Annotated in this window: 10 protein-coding genes; all 10 read left to right on the top strand. The window is 71.7% G+C overall.

The window, feature by feature from the left end; all coding sequences use genetic code 11:
• The first annotated feature begins 30 nt into the window (after positions 1-30).
• The 10 genes from mreC to rpmA all read left to right on the top strand — a co-directional run bounded on the left by mreC (position 31) and on the right by rpmA (position 13,433).
• A complete protein-coding gene (mreC, locus tag ACR68M_RS23710) occupies positions 31-972 on the top strand; it encodes a rod shape-determining protein MreC (RefSeq protein ID WP_441246118.1) in 942 nt (313 codons plus the stop codon).
• Positions 973-974: 2 nt separating this feature from the next.
• On the top strand, positions 975-1,631 hold the full coding sequence (gene mreD, locus ACR68M_RS23715; RefSeq protein ID WP_441246119.1) for a rod shape-determining protein MreD: 657 nt from the start codon (positions 975-977) through the stop codon (positions 1,629-1,631).
• 22 nt (positions 1,632-1,653) lie between these two features.
• Positions 1,654-3,909, top strand: coding sequence for a penicillin-binding protein 2 (mrdA, locus tag ACR68M_RS23720; protein ID WP_441246120.1), 2,256 nt, complete (start codon positions 1,654-1,656; stop codon positions 3,907-3,909).
• The gene (gene rodA / locus ACR68M_RS23725; protein ID WP_441246121.1) at positions 3,906-5,105 is read left to right on the top strand and encodes a rod shape-determining protein RodA; all 1,200 of its coding nucleotides are present in this window, start codon (positions 3,906-3,908) and stop codon (positions 5,103-5,105) included. The genes mrdA and rodA overlap by 4 nt, the downstream gene beginning before the upstream one ends.
• A gap of 64 nt (positions 5,106-5,169) precedes the next feature.
• Positions 5,170-7,098, top strand: a complete 1,929-nt coding sequence (locus tag ACR68M_RS23730; protein ID WP_441246122.1) for a TIGR03960 family B12-binding radical SAM protein — start codon at positions 5,170-5,172, stop codon at positions 7,096-7,098.
• 87 nt (positions 7,099-7,185) lie between these two features.
• Positions 7,186-7,839 (top strand): hypothetical protein, encoded by a 654-nt coding sequence (locus ACR68M_RS23735; protein ID WP_441246123.1) that lies wholly within the window; start codon positions 7,186-7,188, stop codon positions 7,837-7,839.
• Between the two features lie 122 nt (positions 7,840-7,961).
• On the top strand, positions 7,962-8,726 hold the full coding sequence (locus ACR68M_RS23740) for a TIGR03936 family radical SAM-associated protein (protein ID WP_441246124.1): 765 nt from the start codon (positions 7,962-7,964) through the stop codon (positions 8,724-8,726).
• 427 nt (positions 8,727-9,153) lie between these two features.
• Positions 9,154-12,624 carry an Rne/Rng family ribonuclease gene (locus tag ACR68M_RS23745; RefSeq protein WP_441246125.1) on the top strand — a complete coding sequence of 1,157 codons (3,471 nt, stop codon included), beginning with the start codon at positions 9,154-9,156 and terminating at the stop codon, positions 12,622-12,624.
• A gap of 220 nt (positions 12,625-12,844) precedes the next feature.
• On the top strand, positions 12,845-13,159 hold the full coding sequence (gene rplU, locus ACR68M_RS23750) for a 50S ribosomal protein L21 (RefSeq protein WP_441246126.1): 315 nt from the start codon (positions 12,845-12,847) through the stop codon (positions 13,157-13,159).
• Between the two features lie 16 nt (positions 13,160-13,175).
• On the top strand, positions 13,176-13,433 hold the full coding sequence (gene rpmA / locus ACR68M_RS23755; RefSeq protein ID WP_280718232.1) for a 50S ribosomal protein L27: 258 nt from the start codon (positions 13,176-13,178) through the stop codon (positions 13,431-13,433).
• The last annotated feature ends 131 nt before the right edge of the window (positions 13,434-13,564 follow it).

The following is a 13,564-nucleotide window of genomic DNA, read 5'->3' on the forward strand; positions in this document are numbered from 1 at the left end:
GTCCGGAACTGAAGGGGCAGCTCCAGCACCGTGAGGGACACCCGAGAGAGCCGACTACTGCTGATCCTGCTGGTCGCGGTCGCCTTCGCGCTGATCACGGTCGACATCAAGGGCGGGGAGAGCTCACCGCTCGGCGGCGCCAGACGGGCCGCCGCGAGCGTGCTCGGGCCGGTCGAGCGCGGGGTCTCCGGAGCGGTCGCCCCGGTCGCCGGGACGATCCGCGCCATCCGGGACGCGAGCGACCACCAGCAGCGGCTCGACCAGATCACCCGTGAGAACACCGAGCTGCGCCAGCGCGTCGCCTCCTCCGACGCCGCCACCGGCCGCACCAAGCAGCTCGACGAACTGCTCCGCACGGCCGGCGCGGGCGGATACACCGTCAAGGCGGCCCAGGTCATCGCGATCGGCGCCGCCCAGGGCTTCTCCTGGACGATCACCATCGACGCGGGCAGCGACGACGGCCTGACCCGCGACATGACGGTCATCAACGGCCAGGGCCTGGTCGGCCGCGTCACCACCGTCGCTCCGACCACCGCGACCGTGCTGCTCGCCACCGACCCCGGCTTCACCGCCGGCGCCCGGCTGGAGGGCTCCGGCGAGATCGGATTCGCCAACGGCCAGGGCACCGGCCCGATGCGGGTCTCGCTGCTCAACGGCAAGGCCCAGGTCAAGCCCGGCGACCGGCTGGTCACCTTCGGCTCGCAGAGCGGCCGCCCGTTCGTGCCCGGCGTGCCCGTCGGCAAGGTGGTCAAGGTCGAGGCGACCCCGGGCGAGCTGACGAAGATCATCCAGGTCGAGCCGTTCGTCCAGTTCACCCGGCTCGACCTGATCGGCGTGGTCGTCGTCCCGCCGCGCACCGACCCGCGCGATGCCGTCCTGCCGCCCGCCCCGGCCGCCGCCAACCCGCAGGCACCCGCGACCACCCCGCAGACACCCGCCGCGCCGCCCGCCACACCCACCGGGGGGAACTGACCGTGCGCCCCAGCCGCATCCTGCTCTCCGCCGTCCTCGTCCTGCTCGGCCTGGTCATCCAGGTCAGCGTGCTCGGCCGGCTCCAACTGCCCGGCGCCACCCCCGATCTGCTGATGCTGATCGTGGTCGGCCTGGCCCTGGTCATCGGCCCGTCCGGCGGCTGCGCGATCGGCTTCTCGGCCGGGCTGCTCGCCGACCTCGCACCACCCTCCGACCACGCCGTCGGCCGGTACGCCCTGGTGCTCTGCCTGCTCGGCTACGGCGCCGGACTGCTCCGCCCCGAGGGCGCCCGCCAGCGCTCCGCCGTCAGCGCCCTGCTGGTGGTGGCCGGTGCGGCCGTGGTCTCCACCCTGCTCTACGCCCTGGTCGGCGCCCTGGTCGGCGACACCGCCGCCCGGCACGTCGGCCTCGGCGGGCTGGTCTTCAGCGCGCTGCTGTACGACGTGCTGCTCGCGCCGTTCGTGGTACCCGCCGTGATGATGCTCGCCCGCCGCTTCGACCACGACCCGCTCACCGCCGACAGCGGCGACAGCTCGGGCTCCGGCCTCGGCAGTCTCTCCCGCTACCGCACCACCCGCGAGGCGTCGCCGCTGCCGAACTACGGCAGGAGCGCCTTCGGGCGGAAGAAGCGCATGCCCGGCCTGGCCAAGCGCCCCTAGTGTCTCCAAGGAGCGACCACACGTGAGCAACATCCCGGAGACCGGCCGCACCCAGCGGGTGACGATCCGCCTGGTCGTCCTGCAGATCCTGGTGCTCTCGCTGCTCGCCACACTCGGCGGGCGGCTCTGGTACCTGCAGATCCGCACCGGCAGCGAGTACGTGGCCAAGGCCGAGGGCAACCACATCCGCGAGGTCGTCGAACCGGCGATCCGCGGCGAGATCCTGGACGCCTCGGGCCGCATCCTGGCCGCCAACGAGACCCGCCTCGTGGTCTCCGTCAGCCGTACCTCGCTGCTCCAGCAGAAGGACCACGGCAAGGCCGTGCTGGCCCGGCTCGCCGAGGTGCTCGGCGTGCCCGCCAAGGACGTCCAGGACAAGGTGCGGCTCTGCGACGCCAAGACGCCGCAGCCCTGCTGGAACGGCTCGCCGTACCAGCCGATCCCGGTGACGCAGCAGGCCACCACGCAGCAGGCGATGCAGATAATGGAGCGCCGCGAGGACTTCCCCGGCGTCACCGCCCAACCCACCGCCGTGCGCCGCTACCCCGGCACCGAGGGCGCCAACGCCGCCCAGGTGCTCGGCTACCTCTCCCCGGTGACGGACGACGAGGTCAGCAAGTCCGCCGACAAGACCGGCCGGGACCGCCGCCTGCCCTCCGACCAGGTCGGCCGGGCCGGGCTCGAATCCGTCTACGACAACGACCTGCGGGGCACCACCGGCGTCGACCGGCTGGAGGTCGACAACCTCGGCCGGGTCATCGGCAGTGCGGGCAACACCCCCGCCCAGCCCGGCAACAACCTCGTCACCAGCATCGACGCCCGGGTGCAGAAGGCCGTCGAGGACCAGCTCCAGCAGGCCATGACGGACGCCCGCAAGGTCTTCGACAAGGAGACCAACAAGAACTACGAGGCCGACTCCGGCGCCGCCCTCGTGATGGACGTGCACACCGGCCGGATCATCGCGATGGCCAGCGCGCCGACCTTCGACCCGAACCTCTGGGTCGGCGGCATCTCCGCCAAGGACTACCAGGGGCTGACCGACAAGAGCTCCAACTACCCGCTGATCAACCGGGCCATACAGGGTCAGTCCGCACCCGGCTCGACCTTCAAGGTCATCTCCACCACCGCCGCCGTCCAGGCCGGGTACTCGCTCGACGGCCACTACCCGTGCCCGAAGAGCCTGACCATCGGCGGCCGCGAGTTCAAGAACTTCGAGAGCGAGAGCTTCGGCGACATCTCGCTGGAGAAGGCCCTCGAGATCTCCTGCGACACCGTCTTCTACGGCCTCTCCTACGACCAGTGGATGCATGACGGCGGCATCAAGCCGAAGAAGGACGCGGCCGACTGGTTCTTCAAGACGGCCCATCAGTTCGGCCTGGGCGCCAAGACCGGCATCGACCTGCCGAGCGAGGTGCCCGGCCGGGTGCCCGACCGGCAGTGGAAGCAGTCCTTCTTCGACGCCAACAAGGACGCCTGGTGCACCCAGGCGGCCAAGGGCGGCCACGAGTACGCCGACGAGATCGCCCGGGAGAACTGCGTCGACGGCAACGTCATGCGCGCCGGTGACTCCGTCAACTTCGCGATCGGCCAGGGCGACACCCTCGTCACCCCGGTCCAGATGGCCCGGATCTACTCGGCCCTCGCCAACGGCGGCACGCTCTACCGCCCGACCGTCGCCAAGGCCGTGGTCAGCCCCGGCGGCCAGCTGGTGCGCGACATCGCCCCGCACGCCGACGGCAAGCTCCCCGCCGACGACAAACTGCTCAGCTACATCAACCAGGCCACCGCAGGCGTCATCACCAGCGGTACGGCGGCCTGGAAGTTCACCGGCGCGGGCTGGCCGCAGGGCAAGATCGAGCTGCACGCCAAGACCGGCACCGCCGAGGTCGCCGGCAAGCAGACCACCTCGTGGCTGACCACCTACAGCGGCGACTACGCGGTCGTGATGACGATAAGCCAAGGTGGCACCGGCTCCGGCGGCTCCGGTGACTCGGTGCGCCGGATCTACCAGGCGCTGTACGGCGTCGACGACAAGGGCAACATCGACAACACGAAGGCCCTGCTGCCCAAGCCGCAGGCCGAGCTGCCGAAGTTCAACCCGGACGGCACCGCCATCCTCAAGCAGGCCGACTACCTCGACCCGTCGCAGATGACGTCGCAGATGACCGTGACCCCCGCGTACCTCGGCCCGTCCTGGCCGGTCGGCACCGGCGGCTCGGCCGAGCTGCTGCCCGCCGCGCTCGAACCCACCCGCGCCAACGGAAGGGGCCGGGCATGACCTCGTACGGCTCGTACCGCCCCGTCCGGCTCTCCCCGCAGCGCGGGGCGGTCGGTCGGGCGCTCGCCAAGGACTCCCCGCTGCGGCGGCTCGACTGGATCCTGATCCTGGCCGCGCTGGCGCTCTCCCTCGGCAGCTCGATGCTGATCTGGTCGGCGACCAGGGGGCGGGATTCGCTCACCCACGGCGACCCGCAGTACTTCCTCTACCGGCACCTCACCAACCTGCTGATCGGGCTGGTGCTCTGCGGTGTGGTGATCGTCATAGGAGTACGCCGGGTGCGCACCGCCGTGCCCTTCCTCTACGTCGCCGTGCTGGTGATACTGCTCGCCGCGCTCAGCCCGCTCGGCTCCCGCGTCAACGGCGCGCACTCCTGGATCCAGTTCGGCGGCGGCTTCTCGCTCCAGCCCGCCGAGTTCGCCAAGATCGCGATCGTGCTCGGGATGGCCGTGGTGCTCTCCGCCCGCGTCGACGCGGGCGAGCGGACCATCCCAGGCGACAAGAGCGTCCTCCAGGCGCTGGTGATCGCCGCCGTGCCGATGGGCGTCGTCATGCTGATGCCCGACCTCGGCTCGGTGATGGTGATGGCCGTGACGATCATGGGCATCCTGCTGGCCTCCGGCGCCCCCAACCGCTGGGTCTTCGGCCTGATCACCGTCGGGGCCGGCGGCGCCGTCGCGATCTGGCAGCTCGGCGTCCTCAGCAAGTACCAGATCGACCGCTTCGCCGCCTTCGCCAACCCCGCCCTCGACCCGGCCGGCGTCGGCTACAACACCGCCCAGGCCCGGATCGCCATCGGCTCCGGCGGCCTCAGCGGCATGGGCCTCTTCCACGGCACCCAGACCACCGGCCAGTTCGTCCCCGAGCAGCAGACCGACTTCGTCTTCACCGTTGCGGGCGAGGAGTTGGGCTTCATCGGCGGCATCACCCTCATCCTGCTGCTCGGCGTCATCCTCTGGCGCGCCTGCCGGATCGCCCGCCAGGCCACCGACCTCTACGGCACGGTCCTGGCCGCCGGGGTGATCACCTGGTTCGCCTTCCAGGGCTTCGAGAACATCGGCATGACGCTGGGCATCATGCCCGTCGCGGGCATCCCGCTGCCCTTCGTCTCCTACGGCGGCTCGTCGATGTTCGCGGTCTGGATGGCCGTCGGGATACTGCAGTCCGTCCGCTCCCAGCGGCCGATAGGGACCTGAGCACTTCCGGCCCTCGGCTACTCTTGAGGGTCACCCCATTCACGTCGTTAGGTTCCTGGTTCTTATGACAGTCGAATCGGTCTTCCCACGCCTGGAGGCCCTCCTCCCGCACGTCCAGAAGCCGATCCAGTACGTCGGCGGCGAGCTCAACTCGACCGTCAAGGACTGGGACGCCTGCGACGTCCGCTGGGCGCTGATGTACCCCGACGCGTACGAGGTCGGGCTGCCCAACCAGGGCGTCATGATCCTGTACGAGGTGCTCAACGAGCGCGAGGGCGTGCTCGCCGAGCGCACCTACAGCGTCTGGCCGGACCTCGAAGCGCTGATGCGCGAGCACGACGTGCCGCAGTTCACCGTCGACGCGCACCGCCCGGTCAAGGCCTTCGACGTGTTCGGGCTCTCCTTCTCCACCGAGCTCGGCTACACCAACATGCTCACCGCCCTCGACCTCGCGGGCATCCCGCTGGAGGCCAAGGACCGCACCATCGACGACCCGATCGTCCTCGCGGGCGGCCACGCGGCCTTCAACCCCGAGCCGATCGCGGACTTCATCGACTGCGCGGTGATCGGCGACGGCGAGCAGGCCGTGCTCGACATGACCGAGATCATCCGCGCCTGGAAGGCCGAGGGCCGGCCGGGCGGGCGCGACGAGGTGCTGCTGCGCCTGGCCAGGACCGGCGGGGTGTACGTGCCGCGCTTCTACGACGTCGAGTACCTGGCCGACGGCCGGATCGCCCGCGTCGTGCCGAACGCGCCGGGCGTGCCGTGGCGGGTCTCCAAGCACACCGTGATGGACCTCGACGAGTGGCCCTACCCGAAGCAGCCGCTCGTCCCGCTCGCCGAGACGGTGCACGAGCGGATGTCCGTCGAGATCTTCCGTGGCTGCACCCGTGGCTGCCGCTTCTGCCAGGCCGGCATGATCACGCGTCCCGTCCGGGAGCGAAGCATCACCGGAATCGGCGAGATGGTCGAGCGCGGCCTGAAGGCGACCGGCTTCGAGGAGGTCGGCCTGCTCTCGCTCTCCAGCGCCGACCACACCGAGATCGGCGAGATCGCCAAGGGCCTGGCCGACCGCTACACCGAGGACAAGGTCGGCCTCTCCCTCCCGTCCACCCGGGTGGACGCCTTCAACATCGACCTCGCCAACGAGCTGACCCGCAACGGCCGCCGCTCGGGCCTCACCTTCGCCCCCGAGGGCGGCAGTGAGCGCATCCGCAAGGTGATCAACAAGATGGTGTCCGAGGAGGACCTCATCCGCACCGTCGCCGCCGCCTACGGCAACGGCTGGCGCCAGGTGAAGCTGTACTTCATGGTCGGCCTCCCGACGGAGACCGACGAGGACGTGCTGCAGATCGCCGAGATGGCGAAGAACGTCATCCAGAAGGGCCGCGAGGTCACCGGCCAGAACGACATCCGCTGCACCGTCTCCATCGGCGGGTTCGTCCCCAAGCCGCACACGCCCTTCCAGTGGGCCCCGCAGCTCTCCGCCGAGGCCACCGACGCCCGCCTCGGCAAGCTCCGCGACGCCATCCGTGGCGACCGCAAGTACGGCAAGAACATCGGTTTCCGCTACCACGACGGCAAGCCCGGCATCATCGAGGGCCTGCTCTCCCGCGGCGACCGTCGCACCGGCAAGATCATCCGCGCGGTCTACGAGGACGGCGGCCGCTTCGACGGCTGGCGCGAGCACTTCTCCTACGACCGCTGGATCGCCGCCGCCGAGAAGGGCCTGGCCGGCACCGGCGTCGACGTCGAGTGGTACACCACCCGCGAGCGCGCCTATGAGGAGGTCCTCCCCTGGGACCACCTGGACAGCGGCCTCGACAAGGACTGGCTCTGGGAGGACTGGCAGGACGCCCTCGAAGAGGTCGAGGTCGACGACTGCCGCTGGACGCCGTGCTTCGACTGCGGGGTGTGCCCTCAGATGCAGACCGAGATCCAGATCGGCCCGACCGGCGTGAAGCTCCTGCCGCTCACGGTGGTCAACCAGTAGGACGACTCCTCGGGACGCCCTCGCCGGACACTCCGGCGGGGGCGTTTCCCGGTTCACGGCAGTTGACGGACATTCACGGGGGACGCAGTGAGCAGTGGGACGGACGACAGGCGGCCCGGTGGCTGTCTGACCGGGGTGGTGCGGGCGGTCGCGCTGGTGGTCGTGGTGCCGGTGCGGCTGTTGGTGGAGTTGTTGGCGGTGGTGCTGCGGCCGGTCGGGATCGCGGCGGACTGGGTCGTGCGGATGGTGGGGCTGGCGCTTTACTGGGTGTTCGTGTGGCCGTTCCTGACGGTGTGGCGGTACGTGCTGGCGCCGCTCGGGCGGGTGCTGGTGGTCGCGCCGCTGCGGTGGCTGCTCCGGGAGGTGCTCGCGCCCGTGGGGCGGGTACTGCTGGCGGGGCTGGTGGTGCTGGCCAGGGGGTTCGCGTGGCTGGTCGACATCCTGCTGGTGGTGCCGCTCCGGGCGCTGTACCGGTACGTGCTGGCGCCGCTCGGGCGGGCGGTGGCCTGGGTGCTGCGGTGGCTGGTGGCCGTGCCGGTGGTCTGGCTGTGGGAGACGCTGCTGTACCCGGTGCTGCGGGTGGTCGGCCGGGCCGTCGCCTGGGCGTGGCGGGTCGGCGGGCTGGTCTGGCGGTTCGCCGTGGTGCGCCCGTGCCGGTGGGTGCGGCGCGAGGTGTGGTGGCCGGTGAAGCTGGAGGTCCGGCGGGTGCTCGCCGACGTCCGCCGGGCGTTGCTGGGCTGAACGGGCGCGTACCCTTGTCCTGACAGAGTCCGGCAGGTGTGACACCCGCCGGACGGAGAACTGACTAAGGACTGAGCGCCCTGGCACGCCGCACGCCCGACGGTCCGCCGCCCGCGCCGACGGTGCAGCGCATCCGTCTCCGCTACACCAAGCGCGGCCGTCTGCGCTTCACCAGCCACCGCGACTTCCAGCGGGCGTTCGAGCGGGCTCTGCGCCGCTCTGCCGTCCCGATGGCCTACTCGGCGGGCTTCACGCCGCACCCCAAGGTCTCGTACGCCAACGCCGCCCCCACCGGCGTGGCCAGCGAGGCCGAGTACCTGGAGATCGGCCTGGCCGACGTCCGCGACCCGGAGAAGCTGCGCGCGCAGCTGGACGAGTCGATGCCGAACGGCCTGGACATCATCGACGCCGTCGAGGTCCGCACCGCGAACTTCGTGGAGCGGCTGGAGGCGTCCGAGTGGCAGGTCAGGCTCGACGGTGTCGAGCCTGCGGACGCCGCCCGAGCGGTGGCCGCCTTCCTCGCCGCCGAAGAGGTCGAGGTCAGCCGGCAGACCAAGAACGGGCTGCGGGTGTTCGACGCGCGCGGCGCGGTCGCGGCGCTCGAAGTCCTCCCGTCGCAGGTCGGTGATGGTAACGACACCGGCACGGAACGTGCCTCCGATGTCCGTCCGGCCGGTCCCTGTGCGATACTGCGGCTGGTAGTACGACACGCCACACCCGCCGTACGACCCGACGACGTTTTGTCCGGTCTTCGTGCGACGGCCGACCTCGCGCCGCCGGTCCCCGCTGAGGTGACCAGGCTGGCGCAGGGGCCGCTCGACGAGGAGACCGGCACGGTGACCGACCCGCTGGCGCTCGACCGCGCCGCGGCCCCGACAGGCCAGTAGCGGCCGCCGGGCCGCGCGCACCTGCGTCCGCCTAGTGGGAGGCGAGCCCGGCCCGGAGCTTCAGCTACCGGGCCGAGGGCTCGCCGGGCCCCCGCGGCTCCCCAGGGGAGCGAGCGCCGTCGCGCGCAGGCCAGCCCCTTGCGGCCCGCCGACCCGGATGGTCGGTGAGCCCGAGGAACCCGTCCGGCAGCCATCCGGCCCGGGGACGGCCCGGCTTTGAAAACTTGGAAGAACTGGTCAAGAACCAGAAGACTTTCGACGCCCCGCACCGTGCGGAGCGCCGAGCGAGACTACGAGCCCCTGTGCGGCCTCGCGTCCGCACTACGGCACCGCCCCGGTCCGCCCGCGAATCTCGCGGCCGATCGGGCCACAGGTGCCGTGACGTGCCCGATGCGGAGCCCGGGGGCCTGACGGGAGATCCACCCGCATGCTCGAGAACACTGATCCGCAGCAGTCTGCGGCAGCAACCGACACCGATACCGACAGCCCGGCCGCGCCCCCGCGCCGCCGTCGCCGCGCGGTCTCCCGCCCGGCGGGCACCCCGCAGGGCGCCGAGGCGGCGGCCACCGAGGTCGTCGTACCGGTCGAGACCCCCGCCGAGGAGGCCGCCCCGGCCGCACCCGCCGCCGAGCCGGTCGCCGAGGAGAAGCCCGTCCGGGCCCGCCGTACCCGTAAGCGGGCCGAGTCGCCCGCCGGTGCCCCGGCCGAGGCCGTGGTGGCCGAGCCGGTCGTCGCGCAGACGCCCGCCGCCGAGCCGGTCGCCGAGGAGAAGCCCGTCCGGGCCCGCCGCGCCCGTAAGCGGGCCGAGTCGCCCGCCGGTGCCCCGGCCGCCGAGGAGACGCCCGCCGTCGCCGAGCCGGTCGCTGCCGCACCCGCCGCCGAGGAGGCGCCCGCAGAGGCGCCTGCACGCCGGACGCGCCGCTCCCGCCGCGTGGTCGAGGCCGCGCCCGTCGTCGTGGCCGAGGAGCCCGCCGTCGAGGAGGAGCCCGCCGAGGAGCCCGTCGAGGAGCCGCAGGCCGAGGTCAAGCCGGTCGTCGAGGCCCCGCCGGTGGCCGAGGACGCCCCGACGCACCGCGTCCGCCGCCGCGCCGTCCGCCCCTCCACCGCGATCTTCCAGGCCCCGGTCTTCCAGGAGCCGGCCCAGTTCGTGGCCCCGGCCGCCCAGGCCACCCCGGCCGCGGCCCCCGCGCCGAAGGCCGCCGCCGTGCCCGCCGCCGCCAAGGCCGCCCCCGTCGCCCAGGCGTCGGAGGAGGAAGAGTTCGAGTACAGCGGCGTCGGCCGCCGTCGCCGTTCCGGGCGTCAGCCCGTCCGGGTGCAGTCGCAGCAGCGTTCCGCACCGGCCCGGGAGGTCCGTGAGGCGCGCGAGGTCCGTGAGGTCCGCGAGCAGCCCAAGCCCGTCGTCGTGGAGGCCCCGGCCGCCGTCGAGGAGCCCGCTGCCGCCGTGACCACCGGCCCCGAGGTCGAGGGTGACTGGGAGGACGACCGCCCGTCCCGCCGTCGCCGCCGGGGTGGCCGTCGCCGCCGTCGCGGTGACGCCGAGGAGTTCGAGGCCGAGGCGCCCGTCGAGGCCGAGCAGGCCGCCGAGGAGCCCGTCGAGGAGGAGGACGAGGACGACGACCTGGCCGGTGGCCTGGCGTCCTCCCGTCGCCGTCGCCGCCGTCGCCGTCGCAGTGGTGAGGCCGGTGGCGTCGAGGTGGCTGCCGAGACCACCGAGGACGGCGTCCGTACGGTCGTGAAGGTCCGCGAGCCGCGCCGCCGCTCCGCCGAGCCGTCCTTCGACCCGGACGAGGTGCAGTCCATCAAGGGCTCGACCCGTCTGGAGGCGAAGAAGCAGCGCCGCCGCGAGGGCCGCGAGCTGGGCCGCCGCCGGGTGCCGATCATCACCGAGGCCGAGTTCCTGGCCCGCCGCGAGTCGGTCGAGCGCGTGATGGTCGTCCGCCAGAACGGCGAGCGCACCCAGATCGGCGTCCTGGAGGACGGCGTGCTCGTCGAGCACTACGTCAACAAGGAGCAGGCCACCTCGTACGTCGGCAACGTCTACCTGGGCAAGGTCCAGAACGTGCTGCCGTCGATGGAGGCCGCCTTCGTCGACATCGGCAAGGGCCGCAACGCCGTGCTGTACGCCGGTGAGGTCAACTTCGGCGCGCTGGGCGGCCACGGCGGCCCGCGCCGGATCGAGTCGGTGCTCAAGTCCGGCCAGTCCGTGCTGGTCCAGGTCTCCAAGGACCCGATCGGCCACAAGGGCGCCCGCCTGACCAGCCAGATCTCGCTTCCCGGCCGCTACCTGGTCTACGTGCCCGAGGGCTCGATGACCGGCATCAGCCGCAAGCTGCCCGAGAACGAGCGCGCCCGCCTGAAGCAGATCCTCAAGAAGATCGTCCCCGAGGACGCGGGCGTCATCGTCCGCACCGCCGCCGAGGGCGCCAGCGAGGACGAGCTGACGCGTGACGTGCAGCGCCTGCAGCAGCAGTGGGAGGAGATCCAGAAGAAGGCGACCTCCGGCAACGCCCCCGCGCTGCTCTACGGCGAGCCGGACATGACCGTCCGGGTCGTCCGCGACATCTTCAACGAGGACTTCACCAAGGTCATCGTCTCCGGCAACGACGCGTGGAACACCATCCACGAGTACGTCGGCGGTGTCGCCCCCGACCTGGCCGAGCGCCTGCAGCGCTGGACCTCCGACGTGGACGTGTTCGCCACGTACCGCATCGACGAGCAGCTGATGAAGGCGCTGGACCGCAAGGTCTGGCTGCCGAGCGGCGGTTCGCTGGTCATCGACCGCACCGAGGCGATGATCGTGGTCGACGTCAACACCGGCAAGTTCGTCGGTCAGGGCGGCAACCTCGAAGAGACCGTCACCCGGAACAACATCGAGGCGGCCGAGGAGATCGTCCGCCAGCTGCGGCTGCGCGACCTCGGCGGCATCATCGTGATCGACTTCATCGACATGGTGCTGGAGTCCAACCGGGACCTGGTGCTGCGCCGCCTGCTGGAGTGCCTGGGCCGGGACCGGACCAAGCACCAGGTGGCCGAGGTCACCTCGCTGGGCCTGGTGCAGATGACCCGCAAGCGGGTCGGCCAGGGCCTGCTGGAGTCCTTCTCCGAGAGCTGCGTGCACTGCAACGGCCGTGGCGTCATCGTCCACATGGAGCAGCCGACCGCCCCCGGTGGCGGCGGTGGCTCGGTGGGCACCTCGGGCGAGGCCATCTCGGGCGGCAAGCGCCGTCGCCGGGGCAAGGGCGGCGCCGCTGCCGAGGAGCCGCAGGCCGTCGAGACGCTCGAGGAGCTGGAGGCCGAGGAGCCGCACGAGCACGAGCACGAGGACTTCGAGCTGGTGCCGAGCGGCGAGCAGCTCGCCATCCCGGTCGCCGAGCCCGAGGCCGCTCCGGTCGTCGAGCCCGCGCCGGTGGTCGTGGCCGAGCCGCAGCCGAGCCTGGTCGAGATCCCGGCCGCCGCCGCGCCGGCCCCGCGTACCCGCCGCCGTGCGGTGCGCAAGGCCACCGCTCCGGCGGGTGCGCCGGGCGAGGCCGAGATCGTGGTGCTCCAGGCCCGCGCCGAGGCCGCTGTGAAGGCGGCGCTGGACGCGGCGGAGGAGCGGACGGCTGCCGAGGCTGCTGCCCCGGCCGAGACTGCTCCGGTCGAGGCCGAGCCGGTTGTCGAGACCGTCGCGGAGCCGGAGATCGAGGCCGAGGCCGAGGTCGCTGTCGAGACCGACGCCGAGGCCGAGGCGCCTGCGCCGAAGAAGCGCGCGCCCCGCAAGGCCGCCGCGAAGAAGACCGCTGCCACCAAGACCACGGCAGCGGCGAAGAAGACCACCGCCCGCAAGACCGCCACCAAGCGGACGAGCGCGGCGGCCAAGAAGGCAGCTGCCGCCGAGGGTGATTCGGCGGCTGAGTAAGCCCGTTCACCGGGGGCGGGCAGCTGCCCGCCCCCGGTGTGTACGGTGCCGGTTTGCCCCTGGGGCGGCTGGTACGTATTCTTGACCACTGGCGTGTCTACGCCATGCTCCCGAGCACATCACCTCCTGGGTCTTCTCACGAAGAGCCGGGGGAGGCCGCTGTGTCCGTACCCAGCGGCTGGCATCGAGAGTTCCGACCGAGCAGGAAAGCAGGTACCGCATGTACGCGATCGTTCGCGCCGGCGGCCGCCAGCACAAGGTCGCCGTTGGCGACGTGCTGGAGATCGACCGTGTTGACGTCAAGCCGGGTGACTCGGTGGAGCTCTCGACCATCCTGGTCGTCGACGGCGAGGCCGTCACCTCCGACCCGTGGGTCCTCGCCGGTGTGAAGGTTCACGCCGAGGTCGTCGACCACACCAAGGGTGAGAAGATCATCATCCTTCGTTACAAGAACAAGACCGGCTACCGTCGTCGCCAGGGCCACCGCCAGCGTCACACCGCCGTCCGCATCACCAGCATCGACTCCGCGAAGTAAGTAAGGGGATAGCGAGATGGCACATAAGAAGGGCGCAAGCTCTACCCGTAACGGCCGCGACTCGAACGCCCAGCGCCTCGGCGTGAAGCGTTTCGGCGGCCAGGTCGTCAGCGCCGGCGAGATCCTCGTCCGCCAGCGTGGCACCCACTTCCACCCGGGTGCGGATGTCGGTCGCGGCGGCGACGACACCCTGTTCGCGCTGAAGGCCGGCGCGGTCCAGTTCGGCACGCACCGTGGCCGTCGGGTCGTCAACATCGTGGCCGTCGAGGCCTGATCTTCCTGATGCCGCGTCAGCGGTAACGGCGAGATTCTGGGAGGGTGGGCCGGAAATTTCCGGCTCACCCTTCTTGCTTTACCCCGGGGTGGTTTGTCCGTCCCGACCCCATTTCTTCGCTCTGGAGGCAC

The sequence above is a fragment of the Kitasatospora sp. McL0602 genome, assembly GCF_052076145.1.
GTDB lineage: Bacteria > Actinomycetota > Actinomycetes > Streptomycetales > Streptomycetaceae > Kitasatospora.